General features: G+C 68.6%; 25 protein-coding genes. 17 read left to right on the top strand and 8 right to left on the bottom strand.

Annotation, left to right across the window (positions count from 1 at the left end; translation table 11 throughout):
- Positions 1 to 198 precede the first annotated feature (198 nt).
- On the bottom strand, positions 199 to 1,026 hold the full coding sequence (locus AC06FP_RS05400) for a glycine zipper 2TM domain-containing protein (protein WP_456119261.1): 828 nt from the start codon (positions 1,024 to 1,026) through the stop codon (positions 199 to 201).
- A 157-nt stretch (positions 1,027 to 1,183) separates the two neighbouring features.
- Here AC06FP_RS05400 and AC06FP_RS05405 point away from each other — a divergent pair, with 157 nt between their 5' ends.
- Positions 1,184 to 1,414 carry a DUF6116 family protein gene (locus tag AC06FP_RS05405; protein ID WP_478074809.1) on the top strand — a complete coding sequence of 77 codons (231 nt, stop codon included), beginning with the start codon at positions 1,184 to 1,186 and terminating at the stop codon, positions 1,412 to 1,414.
- 1 nt (position 1,415) lies between these two features.
- Positions 1,416 to 2,189 carry a TatD family hydrolase gene (locus AC06FP_RS05410; protein ID WP_478074810.1) on the top strand — a complete coding sequence of 258 codons (774 nt, stop codon included), beginning with the start codon at positions 1,416 to 1,418 and terminating at the stop codon, positions 2,187 to 2,189.
- A 58-nt stretch (positions 2,190 to 2,247) separates the two neighbouring features.
- On the opposite strand, the gene AC06FP_RS05415 is transcribed toward AC06FP_RS05410, so the two are convergent.
- Positions 2,248 to 3,042: a tRNA threonylcarbamoyladenosine dehydratase gene (locus AC06FP_RS05415; protein WP_478074811.1), complete on the bottom strand. Its 795-nt coding sequence runs from the start codon at positions 3,040 to 3,042 to the stop codon at positions 2,248 to 2,250.
- Positions 3,043 to 3,114: 72 nt separating this feature from the next.
- Between AC06FP_RS05415 and AC06FP_RS05420 the strand changes: the two genes are divergently transcribed.
- Both AC06FP_RS05420 and AC06FP_RS05425 read left to right on the top strand, forming a co-directional pair.
- Positions 3,115 to 3,546 carry a hypothetical protein gene (locus tag AC06FP_RS05420; protein WP_456119258.1) on the top strand — a complete coding sequence of 144 codons (432 nt, stop codon included), beginning with the start codon at positions 3,115 to 3,117 and terminating at the stop codon, positions 3,544 to 3,546.
- A gap of 109 nt (positions 3,547 to 3,655) precedes the next feature.
- A complete protein-coding gene (locus AC06FP_RS05425) occupies positions 3,656 to 4,150 on the top strand; it encodes a glycine zipper 2TM domain-containing protein (protein WP_478074812.1) in 495 nt (164 codons plus the stop codon).
- Between the two features lie 82 nt (positions 4,151 to 4,232).
- Here the strand turns inward: AC06FP_RS05425 and AC06FP_RS05430 are convergent, their stop codons facing one another.
- A complete protein-coding gene (locus AC06FP_RS05430) occupies positions 4,233 to 4,442 on the bottom strand; it encodes a cold-shock protein (protein WP_054665365.1) in 210 nt (69 codons plus the stop codon).
- A 232-nt stretch (positions 4,443 to 4,674) separates the two neighbouring features.
- On the opposite strand from AC06FP_RS05430, the gene AC06FP_RS05435 reads away from it, so the two are divergent.
- From AC06FP_RS05435 to AC06FP_RS05450, 4 genes are all read left to right on the top strand, one after another.
- Positions 4,675 to 5,160 carry a DUF456 domain-containing protein gene (locus AC06FP_RS05435; protein ID WP_478074813.1) on the top strand — a complete coding sequence of 162 codons (486 nt, stop codon included), beginning with the start codon at positions 4,675 to 4,677 and terminating at the stop codon, positions 5,158 to 5,160.
- A gap of 115 nt (positions 5,161 to 5,275) precedes the next feature.
- Positions 5,276 to 6,415, top strand: a complete 1,140-nt coding sequence (locus AC06FP_RS05440) for a phospholipase A (protein WP_478074814.1) — start codon at positions 5,276 to 5,278, stop codon at positions 6,413 to 6,415.
- Positions 6,416 to 6,420: 5 nt separating this feature from the next.
- Positions 6,421 to 6,768, top strand: a complete 348-nt coding sequence (gene arsC, locus AC06FP_RS05445) for an arsenate reductase (glutaredoxin) (protein ID WP_478074815.1) — start codon at positions 6,421 to 6,423, stop codon at positions 6,766 to 6,768.
- A gap of 161 nt (positions 6,769 to 6,929) precedes the next feature.
- Positions 6,930 to 8,039: a sterol desaturase family protein gene (locus AC06FP_RS05450; RefSeq protein ID WP_456119253.1), complete on the top strand. Its 1,110-nt coding sequence runs from the start codon at positions 6,930 to 6,932 to the stop codon at positions 8,037 to 8,039.
- A 57-nt stretch (positions 8,040 to 8,096) separates the two neighbouring features.
- On the opposite strand, the gene AC06FP_RS05455 is transcribed toward AC06FP_RS05450, so the two are convergent.
- The 3 genes from AC06FP_RS05455 to AC06FP_RS05465 all read right to left on the bottom strand — a co-directional run bounded on the left by AC06FP_RS05455 (position 8,097) and on the right by AC06FP_RS05465 (position 10,715).
- The gene (locus tag AC06FP_RS05455) at positions 8,097 to 8,732 is read right to left on the bottom strand and encodes a glutathione S-transferase family protein (RefSeq protein WP_478074816.1); all 636 of its coding nucleotides are present in this window, start codon (positions 8,730 to 8,732) and stop codon (positions 8,097 to 8,099) included.
- A 71-nt stretch (positions 8,733 to 8,803) separates the two neighbouring features.
- Positions 8,804 to 9,124 carry a hypothetical protein gene (locus AC06FP_RS05460; protein WP_478074817.1) on the bottom strand — a complete coding sequence of 107 codons (321 nt, stop codon included), beginning with the start codon at positions 9,122 to 9,124 and terminating at the stop codon, positions 8,804 to 8,806.
- A 73-nt stretch (positions 9,125 to 9,197) separates the two neighbouring features.
- On the bottom strand, positions 9,198 to 10,715 hold the full coding sequence (locus AC06FP_RS05465; protein WP_456119250.1) for a fumarate hydratase: 1,518 nt from the start codon (positions 10,713 to 10,715) through the stop codon (positions 9,198 to 9,200).
- 177 nt (positions 10,716 to 10,892) lie between these two features.
- Between AC06FP_RS05465 and AC06FP_RS05470 the strand changes: the two genes are divergently transcribed.
- The 8 genes from AC06FP_RS05470 to AC06FP_RS05505 all read left to right on the top strand — a co-directional run bounded on the left by AC06FP_RS05470 (position 10,893) and on the right by AC06FP_RS05505 (position 16,971).
- Positions 10,893 to 11,792 (top strand): RNA polymerase sigma-70 factor, encoded by a 900-nt coding sequence (locus tag AC06FP_RS05470; RefSeq protein ID WP_478074818.1) that lies wholly within the window; start codon positions 10,893 to 10,895, stop codon positions 11,790 to 11,792.
- Between the two features lie 37 nt (positions 11,793 to 11,829).
- Positions 11,830 to 12,276, top strand: coding sequence for a carboxymuconolactone decarboxylase family protein (locus AC06FP_RS05475; protein ID WP_478074819.1), 447 nt, complete (start codon positions 11,830 to 11,832; stop codon positions 12,274 to 12,276).
- A gap of 86 nt (positions 12,277 to 12,362) precedes the next feature.
- Positions 12,363 to 13,007, top strand: coding sequence for a trimeric intracellular cation channel family protein (locus AC06FP_RS05480; RefSeq protein WP_478074820.1), 645 nt, complete (start codon positions 12,363 to 12,365; stop codon positions 13,005 to 13,007).
- A 61-nt stretch (positions 13,008 to 13,068) separates the two neighbouring features.
- Complete coding sequence (locus AC06FP_RS05485; RefSeq protein WP_478074821.1) at positions 13,069 to 13,386, top strand: BON domain-containing protein; 318 nt, start codon at positions 13,069 to 13,071, stop codon at positions 13,384 to 13,386.
- A 50-nt stretch (positions 13,387 to 13,436) separates the two neighbouring features.
- Complete coding sequence (locus AC06FP_RS05490) at positions 13,437 to 15,308, top strand: ABC transporter ATP-binding protein (RefSeq protein ID WP_478074822.1); 1,872 nt, start codon at positions 13,437 to 13,439, stop codon at positions 15,306 to 15,308.
- Positions 15,309 to 15,515: 207 nt separating this feature from the next.
- Positions 15,516 to 16,298 (top strand): ferredoxin--NADP reductase, encoded by a 783-nt coding sequence (locus tag AC06FP_RS05495; protein WP_456119244.1) that lies wholly within the window; start codon positions 15,516 to 15,518, stop codon positions 16,296 to 16,298.
- Positions 16,299 to 16,402: 104 nt separating this feature from the next.
- Positions 16,403 to 16,681, top strand: coding sequence for a type II toxin-antitoxin system RelE/ParE family toxin (locus AC06FP_RS05500; RefSeq protein WP_456119243.1), 279 nt, complete (start codon positions 16,403 to 16,405; stop codon positions 16,679 to 16,681).
- Positions 16,681 to 16,971: a HigA family addiction module antitoxin gene (locus AC06FP_RS05505; protein WP_456119242.1), complete on the top strand. Its 291-nt coding sequence runs from the start codon at positions 16,681 to 16,683 to the stop codon at positions 16,969 to 16,971. The genes AC06FP_RS05500 and AC06FP_RS05505 overlap by 1 nt, the downstream gene beginning before the upstream one ends.
- Before the next feature lies 1 nt (position 16,972).
- On the opposite strand, the gene AC06FP_RS05510 is transcribed toward AC06FP_RS05505, so the two are convergent.
- A complete protein-coding gene (locus tag AC06FP_RS05510) occupies positions 16,973 to 17,455 on the bottom strand; it encodes a glutathione peroxidase (protein ID WP_456119241.1) in 483 nt (160 codons plus the stop codon).
- 151 nt (positions 17,456 to 17,606) lie between these two features.
- On the opposite strand from AC06FP_RS05510, the gene AC06FP_RS05515 reads away from it, so the two are divergent.
- The gene (locus AC06FP_RS05515) at positions 17,607 to 19,778 is read left to right on the top strand and encodes a M3 family metallopeptidase (RefSeq protein ID WP_478074823.1); all 2,172 of its coding nucleotides are present in this window, start codon (positions 17,607 to 17,609) and stop codon (positions 19,776 to 19,778) included.
- Positions 19,779 to 19,862: 84 nt separating this feature from the next.
- On the opposite strand, the gene AC06FP_RS05520 is transcribed toward AC06FP_RS05515, so the two are convergent.
- Positions 19,863 to 20,864, bottom strand: coding sequence for an HlyD family secretion protein (locus tag AC06FP_RS05520; RefSeq protein ID WP_478074824.1), 1,002 nt, complete (start codon positions 20,862 to 20,864; stop codon positions 19,863 to 19,865).
- Positions 20,865 to 20,867 lie beyond the last annotated feature (3 nt).

Raw genomic sequence — 20,867 nt, forward strand, 5'->3', positions numbered from 1 at the left:
AAGCTGATCCAGCACCAGGCCCCGGGAATCCGGGGCCTGTTTTTTCTGCCCGCGACAGATTCATGCGCGCAGCCGAAGGTGCAGCTCCCTTGCCGGCAATGACGCATCCGCCGCTCCGATATGCGCAAAAAGACAACGCCCCGATGCGGGGCGTTGTCTGGAACTGCCGGATACGGGAGGGAGCGCCTCCCGGCAGGATCAACGTCGGGTGGACGCCGTATCCACCGCCGCGGTCTGCGTCACCACCTGGCCGTCGATGACCGGCAGGCGGTCGCTGGCCGGCTTGTCGTCCATGCGCACCTTCTTTTCCTCGCCGTTGAAACGGTAGGTGACGTCGTAACCGATGGTCTGGCTGGTATTGCCCAGGGCCACGCGGTTGCCCGGCTGCTTGTCCATGCGCATGGTGCCGGTGCTGCCATCGGCCTTGCGGTAGGTGACGTTGTAGCCGGTGACGCGCGAGGATTCCGAAGCGGTCTGCTCGGTGTGGCACTGGCGCTCGGTGCGCTGCACCACGCGACCGCCGACATGGCGCTTGTCGACCTGGTTGCCGATCACGCCGCCCGCCACGGCACCGGCCGCGGTTGCCGCCTTGCGGCCGTTGCCCTTGCCCACCTGGTTGCCGAGCAGGCCGCCGATGACCGCGCCGGCAACCGTGCCGCCGACGTTGCCGTCGCGCTCCGGCAGGCGTTCCTGCACCACCACGTCCTCGCACACCTCGCGCGGCACCGTCGTGGTGGAGGTTTCGCGGACCGGCTCGGTGCCGATCACGGTGGCATAGGCCGGCTCGTTGCGGGTCACCGGCTCGACCTTGAGCACGTCGGCGTATTCCAGCACACCCTCGTGCGGAGCGACCGCATTGCCGGCCGCGGCGTCGTCGGCCAGCGGCGTGGTGTCCAGCACCGGCTGCCCGGCCTGCGCCGGCAGGGAAGCGCCCTTGTCGCGGCCGCTCATGAAGGCCGCGGTGGCGATGCCGCCCACCAGCAAGGCGCCGGCAGCCACCAGAACAGTCGTCGTATTGCTCTTCATTGTCTGCTCCCTGCGGGTTGCCCGCCTGTTGAGTGATGGCAATTCCAGCACGATAAACCTGAATGAAGGCATCCATTGCCGCGCGACCCTCGTGCAAAGCCGGCCGGCTGTCGCAATATTGGACCCGTTGTTCCCTTCCGTCTCCCAGGATCCCACCATGTCCAGCCCCATGCTGTTGCCCTTCATGGAATGGGCGCGCAGGTTGCGCTACCCGACGCTGTTCAAGATCACGGCCACCCTGTTCGTGCTGAGCATGCTCCTGCCCGACCCGATTCCCTTCATCGACGAGATCCTGTTCGGCCTGGGCACCCTGCTGCTGGCCAACTGGAAACGCCGCAAGGAGCCGGTTGCCGCCGCCGAGCCGCCCGCGCTTCCGCGCAAGCGCTGACGTGCAGCTGGTAGACAGCCACTGCCATCTGGACGCCCCGGAATTCGACGGCGACCGTGAGGCCATGCTCGCCCGCGCCAGGGCGGCGGGCGTGGCCGCGATGGTGGTTCCGGCGATCACCGCCGCGAGCTGGCCGGGCCTGCGCCAGGCCTGCGCCGCCGATGCCGCGCTGCATCCGGCCTACGGCCTGCATCCGATGTTCCTGGCCGAGCATCGCCCCACGCACCTGGACGAGCTGCGGACCTGGCTGGAGCGCGAGAAGCCCTGCGCCGTCGGCGAATGCGGGCTGGATTTCTTCGTCGAAGGCCTGGACGCCACCGCCCAGCGCCACTACTTCCAGGCGCAGCTGCAGCTGGCGCGGGAATTCGGGCTGCCGGTGATCGTGCATGCCCGCCGCGCGGTGGAGGAAGTGATCCAGACCCTGCGCCGCGTCGGTGGCCTGCGCGGCGTCATCCACAGTTTTTCGGGCAGCCCGGAACAGGCCCGGCAGCTGTGGGACATGGGCTTCCTGATCGGCCTGGGCGGGCCGGTCACCTACCCGCGCGCCAATCGCCTGCGCACGCTGGTGGCGACCATGCCGCTGGAGTTCCTGCTGCTGGAAACCGATGCGCCCGACCAGCCCGACGCGGACATCCGCGGCCAGCGCAACGAGCCGGCACGCCTGCCCGCCATCGCCAGCGCCATCGCCGCGCTGCGCGGCCAGCCGGTGGAGGACATCGCCGCGCGCACCTCCCACAACGCCCGACAGCTGTTCGACCTGCCCGCGTCGCCGTAGGAGCGCACCTCGGCGCGCGCTGACTTCACCGCGAACGCTTCCCGCACGGAACGCGTTTCTATCGCGCCTTCGGCTTGAGCAGCATTTCCAGCGCCTTGCCGACCGCGGCGAAGGCGAACGCGCCGGTGATATGCGTGGCCGCGCCCAGGCCGGCACCGCAGTCCAGCTTGAGCGCCGCATCGGCCCCCAGGTTGGGCCGCAGCCCGCAGACGCTGCCATCGGCCTGCGGGTACTTCACGTTCTCCAGCGAGTACACCGCCGGCACGCCGAAGTAGCGCTGCGGGTTCTTGGGGAAATTGAACTCGCCGCGCAGCTTCTTGCGGATCAGCGCCAGCATCGCGTCGTGCTCGGTCCGCGATACGTCGCGCACCCGCACCAGGGTCGGGTCGGTACGCCCGCCCGCCGCGCCCACGGTGATCAGCGGCAGCTTGCGGCGGCGGCACCAGGCGATGGTCTCCACCTTCACCCGGAAGCTGTCGCAGGCATCGATGACCAGGTCGAAGCCGCGGTCCAGCAGCTCGGCCATGTTGGAGCCGGTCAGGAACGCCTCCACCGCTTCGATCCCGGCGTCGGGGTTGATCGCCCGGCAGCGCTCGGCCATCGCCACCGCCTTGTTGCGCCCGTATTGGCCGGCCATCGCCGGCAGCTGCCGGTTGGTGTTGGACACGCAGATATCGTCGGCATCGATCAGGACCAGATGCCCGACCGCCGAGCGCACCAGCGCCTCGACCACCCAGGACCCGACCCCGCCCATGCCCACCACGGCGACCCGGCACCCGGACAGCCGCTCGATGGAGCCGGCCCCATACAGCCGGTCGATGCCGGCGAAACGCTCGCGCAGTTGTTCGTTCATGCGCGCATTTTAACCGTGGCCGGAAACGCGCCGTGCGTCGTACCATCGGCGCATCCCCAAGGAGCCAGGGCCATGACCGAACCCAGCCGCACCCCGTCCACCGCATCCCGCTACCTGTTCGTGCTGATCGCCGGCCTGCTGGTCGGCATCGTCGCCACCGTCATGGCGATGCGCGCCATCCAGGCGCGGCAGGATCCGTTCCCGCACGGCCTGATGAACGTCATGGCGCGCCAGTCGCAGCTGCTCAACGACGCCCGCAAGCAGAACCGCTGCACCACCAATGACTCGGCCCCGCGCCTGCAGACCCTGCGCCTGCTGACCAACGATCTGGACCTGGCCTTCCCCGGCCTGCGCGACGACACCCGCTTCCAGCAGCACGCCAGCCGCTTCCGCGCCACCTTGAACGACGCCCTGGCCTCGCCGCCGGCCGACTGCACGGCGCTGGCCGCCGTCACTGAACAGCTTGGAAACGACTGCAAGGCCTGCCACCAGGATTTCCGATGAATCCACTTCCGTTTCACGCGTGGTTGGCCCGCCATTCACGCGCGAAAAGGGAGGATTCAATCGGCCGGGTATGGTCATACCCGCTCCCCATCTGGCAAGGAGAATCACCATGAAGATCCAGTTGATCGCTGCGGGCGCCATCGCCAGCCTGGCCCTGGCCGGCTGCGCCACCTCGCCGGGTTACAGCGGCGGTGGCTACAACAACGGCGGTTACAACAATGGCGGTTACAACAGCGGCGGCTACAACAACGCCCGCTGCGCCGACTGCGGCATCGTCACCCGCATCGACACGGTGGCTTCGGGCCGTACCGCGCCGGCGGCCACCGGCGCCATCCTCGGCGGCATCGTCGGCGCCGTGGCCGGCCACGAGATCTCCAGCCACACCGGCGGCAGCAAGGGCAACCAGAACATCTCCGCGGCCGCGGGCGCGGCGGCCGGTTCGCTGGCCGGCAACAAGATCCAGCAGAACGTTACCGGCAACTCCTATGACATCCAGGTGCGCATGGACGACGGCCGGGTGATCGTGGTCAACCAGAAGGACCTGGGCGGCATCCGCGAGAACACCTACGTGCGTGTGGTCAACGGCCGCGTGGTGCTGCGCTGACGCAGATTTCGCCAGCCGGAAACGCCACATGGAAAAGGCCCGCTTGCGCGGGCCTTTTCGTTTTGCTTTTCCGCGGGCGGTATCAGACCGGCTGCACGGCGTCAGCCTGCAGACCCTTCTGCCCCTGCACCACGGTGAAGGTGACCTTCTGGCCTTCCTTCAGGCTCTTGAAGCCCTGGGTCTGGATGGCGCGGAAGTGCACAAACACGTCTTCGCCATTCTCGCGGCTGATGAAGCCGAAGCCCTTGGCGTCATTGAACCACTTGACAATGCCGGTTTCGCGATCGGACATCTCGACTAACTCCCTGTTGCTCTCTCGTTTTATGGATACGCCCCGGAAGGCGGCTGACTGCAAGGAGGAAGCGAGGTGTAACGATGCAGCAAATCATGCGATCTACCCATCAGGCCACGATTCACGGTGACCTTGCCAAGCTCAGCGGCTGAAACTTAACCCGACCATAACCAAAAATCAATCGGGCAAAGACAATCTTGTCAACCCCTTTTGGACACTTGCCCGGACCCGCATGGACTATTCATTCATATTGTATCTGCTAGCGACCGTGCTGGTCCTGGTCGGCATCGCCGGCGTGATCCTGCCGGCCCTGCCCGGCATCCCGCTGGTCTTCGCCGGCCTGCTGGCCGCGGCCTGGGCCGATGGCTTCACCCGCGTGGGCTGGCTGCCGCTGGTGGTTCTGGGGGTGTTGACCGCAATCTCCCTGGTGGTCGACGTGCTTTCCACGACCCTTGGCGCGCAACGGCTCGGCGCCAGCCGGCTGGCGCTGGTCGGGTCGCTGGTGGGAACCGTGGCCGGGCTGTTCTTCATGCCGATCGGCCTGTTCGCCGGCCCCTTCCTCGGGGCGTTGCTGGGCGAGTATCTGCACGGCCGCCAGCTGGGCCGGGCAACCAAGGTCGGCATCGGCACCTGGCTGGGCATCGTGCTGGGCGTGGCGCTCAAGCTCGGGCTGGTGGTGGCGATGCTCGGGGTGTTCGCCATCGCCTGGTTCGTCTGAGCCGGATGCGCCGCCCATGACTCCCGCTGCACATGGCAATGACCGACAATCACGCCAATGGATCCTGCCCTGGAACACGGGGCGCCCTCTCCTTGTCCGGATGGACCCTTCCCGCATGCCTAGCTCCCGCGCCCGCCCTGTCCTGCTGATCGCCCTGTCGGGCTGCTCCGCCGTCGCCCTGGCGCAGGAGTCGATCACCACCCCAGCCTCGCCACAGGCCTGTTTCGCACTGGATTCCGACGCCGCCCGCCTGAGCTGCTACGACCGCGCGCTCGGCCGCACCCCGGCCGACACCCGCGCCGCGGACGCCGCCGCCAGCGCCGCGCAGCAGACGCTCAAGGAAGCCAAGGCCAGCGCCAGGGAACTGGACCAGCCGCTGCCGCCGCGCAAGGAGCTCTTCGCCCACGACGACCTGGCGTCGGCGGTGGCCAATGCCGGCCGTGGTTCGATGCTGGACAGCCGCTGGGAACTGGCCAAGGACTCCAAGCTCGGCCTGTTCCAGCTGCGCGCCTACAAGCCGGTGTACCTGCTGCCCGCGTTCTGGAGCAGCAAACCCAACCGCATGCCGCATTCGCCCAACCCGGCCAATACCGTCACCGAGGCCGAGGAACTGGACAACACCGAGCTGAAGTTCCAGCTCAGCTTCAAGACCAAGGTCGCCGAGAACCTGTTCGGCGACAACGGCGACATCTGGGTCGGTTACACCCAGAGCTCGCACTGGCAGGCCTACAACAGCGAAATCTCGCGCCCGTTCCGCGAAACCAACTACGAGCCCGAAGCCATGCTCGTCTTCCGCAACGGCTATTCGCTGTTCGGCTGGAACGGGCGCATGACCGGCATCAGCCTCAACCACCAGTCCAACGGCCGCAGCGACCCGCTCTCGCGCAGCTGGAACCGGGTGATCCTCAATGTCGGCCTGGACCGCGACAACTGGGCGATCATGCTGCGCCCGTGGTACCGCATCCCCGAGAACGGCCGGGACGACAACAACCCGGACATCGAGGACTACACCGGGCGTGGCGACGCCACCGTGGTCTACAACCGCAACGGACATGAGTTCTCGCTGACCGCGCGCCACTCGCTGCGCGGCGGCGACCGCTCGCACGGTTCGGTGCAGGTGGATTATGGTTTCCCGCTCAACCGGCTGCTGCGCGGGCACGTCCAGGTGTTCGACGGCTACGGCGAAAGCATGATCGACTACAACCACCGCGCCACCTACGTCGGCGTCGGCATCTCGCTGTTGGAATGGTTCTGAAGGCAATGAAAGCAACGATCTGGCACAACAACCGCTGTTCCAACTCCCGCGGCGCCCTGGCCCTGCTGCAGGAGGCCGGCGCCGACATCGAGGTCATCGACTACCTGGCCGATCCGCCCGACCCGGCGACCCTGCGCCAGTTGCTGGACGAGATGGGCATCCCGGCGCGCGACCTGCTGCGCAGCAAGGAAGCGGCCTATGCCGAACTGGGGCTGGCGGACAGGCTGGACGACGAGGCCGCCCTGGTCCAGGCGATGGCCATGCACCCGGCGCTGATCAACCGCCCGATCGTGCGCACGCCCAAGGGCACCGCGCTGTGCCGGCCGCCGGAAACGGTGCGCACGCTGCTGTAGGCGCCATGACCCTGTAGGAGCGGCTTCAGCCGCGAAGGAAGCTTTGGTCGGTAGAGCCCCTTCGCGGCTGAAGCCGCTCCTACGGGCCACTGCGTGGGCGGGCTTGTCGCCGTTCCTTGCGCACAGGCAGAATCCGGCCATCTTCGACAGGAAGTCCGCGCATGGCCCGACCGCACCGCTCCTTCTTCGCCTATGCCTCCGCGCTGCTGGGGCTGCTGAGCCTGATGGCGGTGGCCTGCTTCCACTTCCCCGAACTGCTGACCAGCCGCGAGTTCCGCGCCGTCTACAACGAGCAGTTCGCCCGCCACCTGCTGCTGGTCGGGCTGGCCGCCGCCTTCATCCTTGGCACCCTGGCCATCCTGCGCGACCGCAACAAGCGCATCGCCACCCTCGGCGTCGGCAGCGCCACGCTGGCGGTGCTGTTCGGCGGCACCAACGTGCAGTTCGACGCCATCGGCCAGACCCCCTACTCGCTGGGGCTGGACTGGTTCGTGCTGTCGCTGTTCTTCTCGGCGCTGGTGTTCGTGCCGCTGGAGCGCTACCTGGGCAAGCGCATGCTGTCGCCGCTGCGGCCGGGCTGGCGCACCGACGTGGGCTATTTCTTCATGAGCCACGTGCTGGTGCAGTTCATCCTGATCCTGGTCACCGCCTCCACCTCCACCATCGCCGGGCTGGCGGCGTTCCCGTCGCTGAAGGCGGCGATCCAGTCGCTGCCGGTCTGGGCACAGTTCCTGATCGCGGTGTTCGTGGCCGACATGGCGCAGGCGCTGCTGCACCGCGCGTACCACAATGTTCCTTGGCTGTGGCGCTTCCACGCCGTGCACCATTCCAGCCGGCACATGGACTGGCTGGCCGGCTCGCGCATCCATTTCATCGAGATCGTGATGACCCGCAGTGCGGTGCTGCTGCCGCTGCTGGTCCTGGGCTTCTCCACCCCGGCGGTGAACGCCTACGTGATCCTGGTCGGCCTGCAGGCGGTGCTGGCCCATGCCAACCTGGGCATCCGTTTCGGCTGGCTGGAGTACCTGGTGGTGCTGCCGCGTTACCACCACTGGCACCACGCCCGGCAGAAGGACTACATCGACGTGAACTACGCCATCCACCTGCCGCTGGTGGACATGCTGATGGGCACGTTCAAGCTGCCGCGCGACCAGGCGCAGTGGCCGCAGGAGTACGGCGTGATGAAGCTGGAGACCGTGCCCAAGGGCATCGTGCGCCAGCACCTGATGCCGTTCCAGGGCGGACGCAAATTTGACGACTACGTGGATTGACGGGCCAACCGCTGCGCGCTGCTGCCCGCTCCCCCCGCAACCGAATGGTGCCGCGCCTCAGCTCCAGTCGCTGATGCCCTCGCGGCGATAGACCTCGGCCAGCGCGGGACGATCCTTCATCCGCCGCGCATGCGCGGCCAGCACCGGCCAAGCGTCGGTCGGGCACGGCATGTTGCGCGACCAGCGCATCAGCATGGTCAACACGAAATCCACGGCCGAGAGCTGCGCGCCCAGCATGTACGGCCCGCCGTCCTGCAGATGGTCGGCCACCTGCTGCCAGGCCGCCTCCAGCTGCACGCGGGCGCGTTCCTTCACCGCGCCGGTGTTGGCCTCGCCGGCCGGCTCGTGCGGGTAGAACCAGGCACGGTAGGCCGGCATCAGGGTGTAGACGCAGAAGCACATCCAGCGGTAATAGTCGCCGCGCGCCGGGGTGCCCGGCGGTGGCGCCAGGCCGGCCTGCGGATGCAGGTCGGCCAGGTGCATGGCGATGGCCGCCGATTCGGTGAGCACCTGCCCGTCGATCAGCAGCGTCGGCACTCGCCCGGCCGGATTGATCGCCAGATAGCCGGGAGATTTCTGTTCGCCCCGCTCGAAATCGAGCTGGTGCAGTTCATGCTCGATGCCCAGTTCGATCAGCAGCCAGTGCACGACCAGCGAAGCAGTGCTTTGCGATCCGTACAGGACGACAGACATGGAATGCTCCCTGGCAGGCGGAGCGACATCTTACCGCCGCCGCGGCCCGCGCCCGGCACAGCCGCACCGCCTCAATTGCAGCTGGACATGCAGCTGTTCAACCTCTCGCCACAGACCGCGGCCACCGAGCGGTTCTGGCAGAACGCCTGCGAGGTCTGGCAGGCGCCGCGCAGTTCGGGGTTGGTGATCCTGTCGCACTGGTTGTCGCGGCTGGCCTGGCCGCAATCGCCGTAGCTGCGCGGATTGGCGCTGCAGAGCTGGTAGGCCTTCTGGCAGTAGCTCACGCAGGCGGCCGGATCGTCGCGTGGCGGGCTGCGCCAGGCCCCGTCGCTGGCGCAGCCCGCCAGCAGCAGCGATACGCCGACCAGACCCGCCCGCCATCCTGTACGCATGTCCGCAGTCCCGAATGAAAACAGCCCGAGCATACGCCCGGGCCGTTTCAATGCCACTTCGGACGCGGTGGTCTTATTCCACCACCACCGGAATCTTGCCGATGCGGGCCTGCCATTCGCGCGGGCCGGTCCTGTGCACCGACTCGCCGGTGGAATCGACCGCCACGGTCACCGGCATGTCCTGCACGGTGAACTCGTAGATCGCCTCCATGCCCAGGTCGGCGAAGCCGACGACCTTCGAGGCCTTGATCGCCTTGGACACCAGGTAGGCCGAGCCGCCGACCGCCATCAGGTAGGCCGACTTGTTGTCGCGGATCGCCTCGATCGCCGCCGGGCCGCGCTCGGCCTTGCCGACCATGCCCAGCAGGCCGGTCTGCTCCAGGATCTGGCGGGTGAACTTGTCCATGCGGGTGGCGGTGGTCGGGCCGGCCGGGCCCACCACTTCGTCGCGCACCGGGTCGACCGGGCCCACGTAGTAGATGAAACGCCCCTTCAGGTCCACCGGCAGCGGCTCGCCCTTGTTGAGCATGTCGACCATGCGCTTGTGCGCGGCGTCGCGGCCGGTCAGCAGCTTGCCGTTGAGCAGCAGGGTCTGGCCCGGCTTCCAGCTGGCGACTTCTTCCGGGGTGACGGTGTCCAGGTCGACGCGGGTGCCCTTGGAAGCGTCGTAGGTGATCTGCGGCCAGTCTTCCAGCGACGGCGGGTCCAGCATCACCGGGCCGCTGCCGTCCAGGGTGAAGTGCGCGTGGCGGGTGGCGGCGCAGTTGGGGATCATCGCCACCGGCAGGTTGGCGGCGTGGGTCGGGTAATCCTTGACCTTGATGTCCAGCACCGTGGTCAGGCCGCCCAGGCCCTGGGCGCCGATGCCCAGCGCGTTGACCTTGTCGTACAGCTCCAGGCGCAGCTCCTCGGCGCGGTTGGAGGGGCCGCGGGCCTTGAGGTCGTTGATGTCGATCGGCTCCATCAGCGCTTCCTTGGCCAGCAGCATCGCCTTTTCGGCGGTGCCGCCGATGCCGATGCCGAGCATGCCCGGCGGGCACCAGCCCGCGCCCATGGTCGGCACGGTCTTGAGCACCCAGTCGACGATGGAGTCGGACGGGTTGAGCATGGCGAACTTGCTCTTGGCCTCCGAACCGCCGCCCTTGGCGGCGACGATCACCTCGACGGTGTCGCCCGGCACGACCTTCACGTTGACCACGCCCGGCGTGTTGTCCTTCGTATTGGTGCGCTTGCCGGCCGGGTCGGCCAGCACCGAGGCGCGCAGCTTGTTGTCCGGGTAGGCGTAGGCGCGGCGGATGCCCTCGTTGGCCATGTCCTCCACGCCCATGGTGGCGTCGTCCCAGCGCACGTTCATGCCGATCTCGAGGAACACGGTGACGATGCCGGTGTCCTGGCAGATCGGGCGGTGGCCCTCGGCGCACATGCGCGAGTTGATCAGGATCTGCGCCATCGCCTCCTTCGCAGCCGGCGACTCCTCGCGCTCGTAGGCGGCGGCAAGGTTTTTGATGTAGTCGACCGGGTGGTAATACGAGATGTACTGCAGCGCGTCGGCGATGGACTGGATGAGGTCTTCCTGCTTGATCGATGTCACGGCTTGCTCAGGGCTGGCGGGGGTTGAGCCGGGCATTTTACGCCCTGCCGTCCATGGCGGGCGCCCTGCAGGCCATGGCGGCGCTGCAACGCACCGTCCGCGGCCACCTGCCGGCCGGTGAGGCAAAGTAGCGGCTCCCCGCCGTCACGCCGGCACGCGCTGCCGCGTCCTTCCCGCATGGACATGACCGACACCTTCCAGCACCACCGCCCGCGCCTGCTGGCGCTGGCCTACCGCCTGCTCGGCAGCCGCGCAGACGCCGAGGACGTGGTCCAGGACGCCTGGCTGCGCTGGGCCGGCGCCGATACCGCCGCCATCGCCGATCCGGAGGCCTGGCTGGTCACCGCCACCACCCGGCTCGGCCTGGACCGGCTGCGCGCGGCCACGCGCCAGCGCCTGGACTACGTGGGGCCCTGGCTTCCCGAGCCGCTGCACATCGCCGCCGACCTTCCGCCCGCGCCCGATCCCACCCAGGTCCACGCCCTGGCCGAGGACGTGTCGCTGGCCTTCCTGGCCCTGCTCGAGCAGCTCGGCCCGGAGGAACGCGCCGCCTTCCTGCTCAAGGAGGCGTTCGACCACGACTACGCGGTCATCGCCGGCCTGCTCGGCCACAGCGAAGCCAATTGCCGCCAGCTGGTGCACCGCGCGCGCCGGCGCCTGCAGGAAGGGCGGCCGCGCTTTGCCGCCGATGCCGGCCAGCACCGGCGGTTGCTGGCGCGCTTCATGGAGGCCTCGCAGCGGGGCGACAGCGCCGCCCTCCAGGCCCTGCTGCACGCCAACGCGCAGCTGATCTCCGACGGCGGCGGGGTGGTCACCGCGGCGATCCGGCCGCTGCTCGGCGCCCAGCGAATCGGCCAGCTGTTCTGGGCCATCGCGCGCCGCGGCGGCACCCATCCGGCGCGGCTGGGCAGCGTCAACGGCGAGCCGGCGATCCTGCGTTTCGATGGCGACCACCTGCATTCGGTGACCACCATCGTGGTCGATGGCGACCGCATCGCGCGCATCTACAGCGTGCTCAACCCGCACAAACTGCGCGCCCTTGTCACGGCCGGCGGCGCTGGCGCGTCCTTGCAATGAAGGCGGCCACTGCCGGCCGCCAACTGGAGCCTTTCCGATGAGCAGCACCTCCCCCCGCGTTCCCTACACCCGCCTGGCCGCCGATGCGTTCAAGGCCCTGCTGGCGACCAGCCAGGCCGTGCACTCGGCGTCGCTGGAGCACGACCTGCTGGAACTGGTGTTCCTGCGCGTCTCGCAGATCAACGGCTGCGGATACTGCATGGACATGCACGCCACCTCGCTGCGCAAGGCCGGGATCGAGCCGCGCAAGCTGGACACCCTGCCGGCCTGGCACGAAAGCCGCTTCTTCGACGAACGCGAGCGCGCCGCGCTGGGCTGGGCCGAAGCCCTGACCCGCCTGCCCGAAGGCGCCCCGTCGCAGGCCGCCTTCGACGCGCTGGCGCCGCATTTCGACGCCAAGGGCATCAGCGACCTGAGCATGGCGGTGGCGGTCATCAACGCCTGGAACCGCCTCGGCGCCGGCCTGCTGCCGCCGCTGCCCTGACCGGCCCGCCGCTTCCCGGCGGGAAGCGGCGCCCGTCCCGCGGCCGCGATGGCCGCCGCTGGCGGCAGGCCGCACAATACCGCCGCATGGAAACCCTGGTCCTGATCCTCGACCTCATCGGCACCTTCGTCTTCGCCCTGTCCGGCGCGACGATGGGGGTGCGCCGGCGGCTAGACATCTTCGGCGTGCTGGTGCTGTCCTTCGCCGCCGCGCTGGCCGGCGGCATCACCCGCGACCTGCTGATCGGCGCCACCCCGGTGGCGGCGATCAGCGACTGGCGCTATCCGGCCATCACCCTGGCAGCCGGCGTGGTCACCTTCTACTGGGCGCCGCTGATCGAACGGCTGCAGTACCCGGTGCGCATGTTCGACGCGATGGGCCTGGCGCTGTTCGCCGTGGCCGGCACGCAGAAGGCGCTGGCCTTCGGCATCGCCCCGCCGATGGCCGCGGCGCTGGGCATGCTCACCGGCATCGGCGGCGGCATCGCCCGCGACGTGCTGCTGGCGCAGGTGCCGCTGGTGCTGCAGGCCGAGCTGTACGCGGTGGCCGCACTGGCCGGCGCGGCGGTGGTGGCGCTGGGCTACTGGCTCGGGCTGCCGGCCCTGCCCTGCGCGCTGGCCGGCGCCGGGCTGTGCTTCGGCCTGCGGATGATGGCGATGCACTACGGCTGGCACCTGCCGGTGGCGCTGCAGTCCTCCGACCCGCCGCCACCGGAAGGCCCGCGCCGCTGAGGTGACGGGGCGCTCACGGCGCCTGCGCCATGGTGCAACTCCCTTTCCGCAGGAGACGGCCATGGCCATGGAACGTTCCGACGCCCTGATCGGCGACGAGGTGGTGCGCGCGCTCGGCGCGCAGGGCCGGTCCTCGCAGGTGCTGGTGCAGGTCAAGGACGGCCATGTCACCCTGTCCGGCGATGTACCGGACGCGGCGACCAGGCAGCAGGTGGAAGCGCGGGTGGCCACCATCGAAGGCGTGCGCGGCATACGCAGCCACCTCAACGTCGACGGCGGCAGCCATTCCTTCGGCCCACGCGGCCGTGCGGTGCGCGACAACCCGGACGGCGCCGGCGACGCGCGCATGGGCGACATCGACCTGGACGACAACGGCTGAACCCGACGGGCAGCGGTTAACCTGATCCGGCCCCGCCGCCCGAGTCCCGCATGCCGCACGCGCCCACCGCTCCCGTTTCCGCCGCCGGCCAGCGCCCCAGTTTCCGCGAGCGCATGGACGCCATGCGCAACCTGCCGCCGTTCCTGCGGCAGATATGGCAGACCAGCCCCGCCCTGACCCTGGCCAGCCTGTGCCTGCGCCTGCTGCGCGCGCTGCTGCCGGTGGCCATGCTGTACGTGGGCAAGCTGATCATCGACGAGGCCGTGCGCCTGGCCGGCGCCGGCGCCATGCCGCCGCTGGGCGAGGCCCTGGCCAGCGGCCACCTGGACACCCTGCTGCAACTGCTGGCGCTGGAACTGGGCATCGCCATCGGCTCGGACCTGCTGGGGCGGGTGGTCAACTACGCCGACACGCTGCTGTCCGAGCTGTTCACCAACGCCACCAGCGTGCGCCTGATGGAGCATGCCGCCGAACTGGACCTGGAGGACTTCGAGGACCCGGAACTGCAGGACAAGCTCGACCGCGCCCGGCGCCAGACCATGGGCCGCATGAACCTGATGAGCCAGCTGCTCGGCCAGGCGCAGGACGCGGTCACCGTGATCAGCTTCGCCGCCGGCCTGGTGGCCTACGCGCCCTGGCTGATCGCCCTGCTGGCGCTGGCGCTGGTGCCGGCCTTCCTCGGCGAATCGCACTTCAACACGCTGGGCTATTCGCTCAACTACAGCTGGACCCCGGAACGGCGCCAGCTCGACTACCTGCGCCAGGTCGGCGCCAGCGTGGAAACCGCCAAGGAGGTGAAGATCTTCAACCTCCACCGCTTCCTGATCGACCGCTACCGGCTGCTGGCCGAGCGCTTCTACCGCGCCAACCGCACGCTGGCGCGCAAGCGCGCGTTCTGGGGCACCCTGCTGGCGGCGCTGGGCACGCTGGGCTATTACGCCGCCTACGCCTACATCGCCTGGCGCACGATCCGCGGCGATTTCAGCATCGGCGACCTGACCTTCCTGTCGGGCAGTTTCCTGCGCCTGCGCCAGCTGCTGGAGGGCCTGCTCACCGGTTTCTCGCAGGTCGCCGGGCAGGCGCTGTACCTGGACGACCTGTTCTCGTTCTTCGCCATCGAGCCGGAAATCCGCTCGTGCCCGGACGCACTGCCGGTACCGCGCCCGATCCGCGCGGGCTTCGTGTTCGAGAACGTCGGCTTCCGCTACCCGGATGCCGAACGCTGGGCGGTGCGCCACCTCGATTTCCAGCTGCGCGCCGGCGAGGTGATCGCCCTGGTCGGCGAGAACGGCGCCGGCAAGACCACCCTGGTCAAGCTGCTGGCGCGGCTCTACGACCCGGACGAGGGCCGCATCCTGCTCGACGGGCGCGACCTGCGCGACTACGACCTGGACGACCTGCGCGCCAACATGGGGGTGATCTTCCAGGATTTCGTGCGCTACCACCTGTCGGCCGGCGAGAACATCGGCGTCGGCCAGGTCGATGCGATGTCCGACGCGGTACGCATCCGTGGCGCCGCGCGGCGGGCGCTGGCCGACGAGGTGATCGAGGCGCTGCCGGAGGGCTATGAGCAGTTGATCGGGCGGCGCTTCAAGAGCGGCGTGGACCTGTCCGGCGGCCAGTGGCAGAAGATCGCCATCGCCCGCGCCTACATGCGCGATGCGCAGGTGATGATCCTCGACGAGCCCACCGCCGCGCTGGACGCGCGCGCCGAGTTCGAGGTGTTCCAGCGCTTCAAGGAACTGTCCGAGCAGCGCACCGCGGTGCTGATCTCGCACCGCTTCTCGTCGGTACGCATGGCCGACCGCATCCTGGTGCTGGCCGACGGCCGCATCGAGGCCAGCGGCACCCACGCCGAGCTGATGGCTGAAGGCGGCCGCTACGCCGAGCTGTTCGAGCTGCAGGCGGCCGGCTATCGCTGACCGCCCGGCCCTGGCCCGCATCCACGCACTCCGTGTTTGTCGCATCACGCAGGCGGCGGCTTGCCCGGCACGGACTTCCCCGGCAAGCCCCCGAAAGCAAACCTGTCCTCCAGGACACCGCCAGGCGCGACAAACGGTCGCATCCTGGCCGGTCCGGGCCGGTTTGCTAGAATGCGGCGGTTTCGATCCCCCCCGAAGAATCCCGGCATGTCTTCCGCTTACGGCACCGAAACGGTGCTCGAAGTCCGTCACTGGACGGACGCCTACTTCAGCTTTTCCACCACCCGCGACAACGGCTTCCGCTTCGAGAACGGCCAGTTCGTGATGATCGGCCTGGAGAACGAGGGCGCCCGCCCGTTGATGCGCGCCTACTCCATCGCCAGCGCCAACTGGGAAGAACAGCTGCACTTCTTCAGCATCAAGGTGCAGGACGGCCCGCTGACCTCGCGCCTACAGCACCTCAAGCCAGGCGACACCGTCCTGGTCGGCAGGAAGCCCACCGGCACCTTGCTGATCAGCGACCTGCATCCGGGCCGGCACCTGTACCTGCTGGGCACCGGCACCGGCCTGGCGCCATGGCTGAGCATCGTCAAGGACCCGGAGACCTACGAGCGTTTCGACAAGGTCATCGTCTGCCATGGCGTGCGCTTCGAGCGCGACCTGGCCTACCGCGATTACTTCGAGAAGGAACTGTTCGAGGACGAGATCCTCGGCGACATCGTCCGCGACAAGCTGCTGTATTACCCGGCGGTCACCCGCGAACCGTTCCGCAACCACGGCCGCCTGACCACGCTGATGGAAACCGGCGAGATGCCCAGGACCCTCGGCCTGCCGGCGTTCGACCCGGCCAACGACCGCTTCATGATCTGCGGCAGCCCGCAGATGCTGGCCGACCTGCGCGGCGTGCTGGACGCGCGCGGCTTCGAGGTCTCCCCGCGCATCGGCTCGCCGGGGCATTACGTGTTTGAGCGCGCCTTCGTCGAGAAGTAGGTCTGCAGGCACCCTCTGCGGGGAACGCCTGTACGCACGAACCGGCGGCCGGCGGGCGAAGCCCAGGCATGTTGCGCGATGCGCAACATGCTATGATCGGCCACATGATCAAGTCGTTCCGGCACAAGGGACTGTGCAGGCTCTTCGAGACGGGAAGCACGGCGGGCGTGCAGGCCGATCACGCCAGGCGGCTGCGCCTCCAGCTGACCGCGCTCGATACGGCACAGACCATCGAGGACATGGACATCCCCGGGTTCCGCCTGCATCCGCTGAAAGGCGGAATGAAGGGGCGTTGGTCCATTGCCGTCAACGCCAACTGGCGCATCACCTTCGAGTTCAAGGACGGCAACGCCTACGTGCTGGACTATGAGGACTATCACTGATGAACATGCACAATCCTCCGCATCCCGGTGAGTTCATCACCGGCGTCTATCTCGAACCCAACAACATCAGCGGCCGGGAACTGGCTGAGAAGCTGGGGGTCGCGGCCTCCACCCTCAGCCGGGTGCTCAACGGCAGCAGCCGCGTCAGTCCGGAAATGGCACTGCGCCTGTCCAAGGCCCTGGGCCGCAGCCCGGAAAGCTGGCTGGCGATGCAGGACGCCCACGATCTGTGGGTGGCCCGTCAACAGGTCGACCTGAAGAACGTCCGCCGGCTGGAGTTGGCGGCCTGACTCAGCCCAGCGCCGCCCGGATGTCGTCTTCCAGCGATTCCGGGCGCGCGGTTGGCGCATAGCGGGCGATCACCCGCCCGTCGCGGCCGACCAGGAACTTGCTGAAATTCCACTTGATCGCGGCGGTTCCCAATGCCCCGCGCTTCTCGCGCTGCAGCCAGCGCCACAGGGGGTGGGCGCCGGCGCCATTGACCTGCAGCTTGGCCGACATCGGGAAGCTGACGCCGTAGTCCAGGCGGCAGAAGGCCTCGATCGCCGCCGCGTCGCCTGGCTCCTGGTGGCCGAACTGGTCGCAGGGGCAGCCCAGCACCACCAGCCCGCGCGCCGCATATCCGCGCCACAGCCGCTCCAGCCCCGCGTACTGCGGGGTGAAACCGCAGCGCGAGGCGGTATTGACCACCAGCAGCACCTTGCCGGCGTAGGCCGACAGCGGCAGCGGCGTGCCGTCCAGGGCGGTCAGTTCGAAATCGGTGGCGACGGTCACGGCGGGCTCCGGGCGGGTACCCAGCGTACGCCATCGCGGGGCCAACGGCTTGCAACAGCCGGCTTTCCACCGCAACCCTGCCATTCGACACACCCGCCGGCCGGGGCCGGCGGGTTACCCTCGGGGTTCAGTATTTTCCGGAGTTTCCGACTTGAACACCCGTCTTGCTCTCGCCCTGGCCGTGTCCCTGGGCGTCGCCCTGCCGGCCTACAGCCTGGCCGCCAACGCCGCCACCGGCCAGACCGCCCAGCAGGCCAACCCGTTCTTCGCCGAAAGTCCGCTGCCGCTGCACTACCCGCAGTTCGACAGGATCAAGGACACCGACTTCGCGCCGGCCTTCGACGCCGGCATGGCGCAGCAGCTCAAGGAAGTGGAGGCCATCGCCAACAACCCGGCGGCCCCGACCTTCGACAACACCCTGATCGCGCTGGAAAACAGCGGCGCCATCCTCGACCGCGCCACCACCGTGTTCTTCTCGCTGATCGGCGCCGACACCAACGATGCGCGCAAGAAGCTGCAGGCCGACTACTCGGCCCGCTTCGCCGCCCACAGCGACGCCATCAACCTCAACGGCAAGCTGTTCGAGCGCATCAAGGCCCTGTACGACAAGCGCGACACGCTCGGCCTGGACGCCGAAGGCGTGCGCCTGGTCGAGAAGTACCACGACAACTTCGTGCGCGCCGGCGCCAGGCTGTCCGACGCCGACAAGGCCAAACTCAAGGAGATCAACGCCGAGCTGGCCAACCTGGGCACCAGGTTCAGCCAGAACGTGCTGGCCGAGGTCAACGCCTCGTACATCGTGGTCGACGACGTGAAGCAGCTGGACGGCCTGTCCGATGGCCAGATCGCCGCCGCCGCGGAAGCCGCCAAGGCGCGCAAGCTGGACGGCAAGTACGTCATCGCCCTGCTCAACACCACCGGCCAGCCGGCGCTGACCAACCTCACCGACCGCGCCCTGCGCCAGAAGATCTACGAAACCTCGATCTCGCGCGGCAGCAAGGGCGGCGAGTACGACAACACCGCGCTGGTCTCGCGCATCATGACCCTGCGCGCGCAGAAGGCCGCGCTGATGGGCTTCCCGAACTACGCCGCCTATGGCCTGGGCAACCAGACCGCCAAGACCCCGGAAGCGGTCAACGCCATGCTCGGCCAGCTGGCCCCGGCCGCCGTGGCCAACGCCAGGCGCGAGGCCGCCGACCTGCAGGCCATGATCGACCGCGAGCAGAAGGCCGCCGGCAAGCCGACCTTCGAACTGCAGCCGTGGGACTGGGCCTTCTACAGCGAGAAGGTGCGCCAGGCCAAGTACGACTTCGACGAATCGCAGCTCAAGCCCTACTTCGAACTGAAGAACGTGCTGGAGAACGGCGTGTTCTTCGCCGCGGGCAAGGAATACGGCCTGAGCTTCAAGCAGCGCACCGACCTGCCGGTGTACCACGACGACGTCACCGTCTACGACGTGTTCGACGCCGACGGCAGCCAGCTGGCGATCTTCATCTTCGACCCGTACGCGCGCGAGTCCAAGCGCGGTGGCGCGTGGATGAACTCCTACGTGTCGCAGTCGGCGCTGACCGGCAACAAGCCGGTGGTGGCCAACCACCTCAACATTCCCAAGCCGCCGGCCGGCCAGCCGACCCTGCTGACCTGGGACGAGGTGACCACCACCTTCCACGAGTTCGGCCACGCCCTGCACGGCATGTTCTCCAACGTGAAGTACCCCTACTTCTCGGGCACCGCGGTGCCGCGCGACTTCGTCGAGTTCCCCTCGCAGGTCAACGAAATGTGGGCCGACGAGCCGACCATCCTGGCCAACTACGCCAGGCACCACCAGAACGGCTCGGCGATGCCGCAGGCGCTGCTGGACAAGGTGGTCGCCGCCTCCAAGTTCAACCAGGGCTTCGCCACCACCGAATACCTGGGCGCGGCGATGCTGGACCAGAGCTGGCACCAGATCGGCGTCGACCAGGTGCCCGCGCCGCAGGACGTGGTCAAGTTCGAGCATGACGCCCTGGTCAAGGACGGCATCTACTACGCGCCGGTGCCGCCGCGCTACCGCACCACCTACTTCAGCCACATCATGGGCGGTTACTCGGCCGGCTACTACGCCTACATCTGGTCCGAGGTGCTGGACGCCAACACCCAGAAGTGGTTCCGCGACCACGGCGGCCTGTCGCGCGCCAACGGCGACCACTTCCGCAAGACCCTGCTGTCGCGCGGCGGCAGCGCCGATGCGATGGAACTGTTCCGCAACTTCGCCGGCCACGAGCCGCAGATCGAGCCGCTGCTGGAAAAGCGGGGCCTGACCTCGGATTCGACCAGCAAGTAAGCGTCACAGCGCGTGGAAAGAAGAACGCCCGGCAATGCCGGGCGTTCTTTCATCCACCGTCGCCAACCGGTGCCAGGCGGCGCTTCAGCCCCTGCCCTCCACCACCACCGTCGCCGTCATGCCGTTGGCCAGCACGACGCCGTCGCGCACCGTGCCCTTGTCCAGTCTGATCCGCACCGGGATGCGCTGCGCCAGGCGCACCCAGTTGTAGGTCGGGTTGACGTTGGCCAGCAGGTCGGTGCCGGTCGGGCTGTCCGCATCGGTGATGCCATGGGCGATGCTCTCGATGTGGCCATGCAGGGTCTGCCCGCTCATCAGCTCGATCCTCGCGCCGTCGCCGACATGCAGCTGCGCGAGCTTGGTTTCCTCGAAGTAGCCGTACACCCAGAACGAGGCGGTATCGATCAGCGCCAGGCGCGCGGCACCGGCACTGGCGTAGTCGCCCTGGCGGACCTCCAGGTTGGTGACGTAACCGTCCACCGGCGCGCGCACCCGGGTGCGTTCCAGGTTCAGCTCGGCGGTGGCCAGCGCGGCCTGGGCCTGTTCCACCGCCGCCAGTGCCTGCTGCTGCGCGGCACTGGCCTGCTGGCGGCTGGCCTGCGCCTGCGCGACCCCGGCACGGGCGGCCTGCGCGGCGCTGAGCGCGTCGCTGCGCGATTCCTCGGAAATCAGGCTGCCGGCAATGCGCTGGCGGCGCTGGTACTGCAGCTCGTAGCGGGCCGCGTTGACGCTCTGCTGCGCGGCGCCGGCCGAAGCGGCCTGGATGCTGGCGCCGGCGGCGCGCGCGGCGGCCTGCGCCGCGGCCAGGTTGCCGCGCGCCTGTGCGAGCGCATTGCGGTAGCGCGCCTCGTCGATGGTGAACAGCACATCGCCACGGCTGACCTTCTGGTTGTCCTGCACGGCCACGCGGGTCACCGGCCCGGAGACGTCCGGCGCCACCCGCACCACTTCCGCACGCAGGCGACCCTCGCGGGTCCAGGGCGAATACATGTAATGGCGCCACATCGCGATGGCGACCAGCGCCGCGATCGCGACGACCACGGCGGTAATGGAGAAACGGAGCAGGGATTGGGTCTTGGGGGTCATCGG

It is taken from the genome of Stenotrophomonas sp. Steno-Z2, assembly GCF_056393235.1.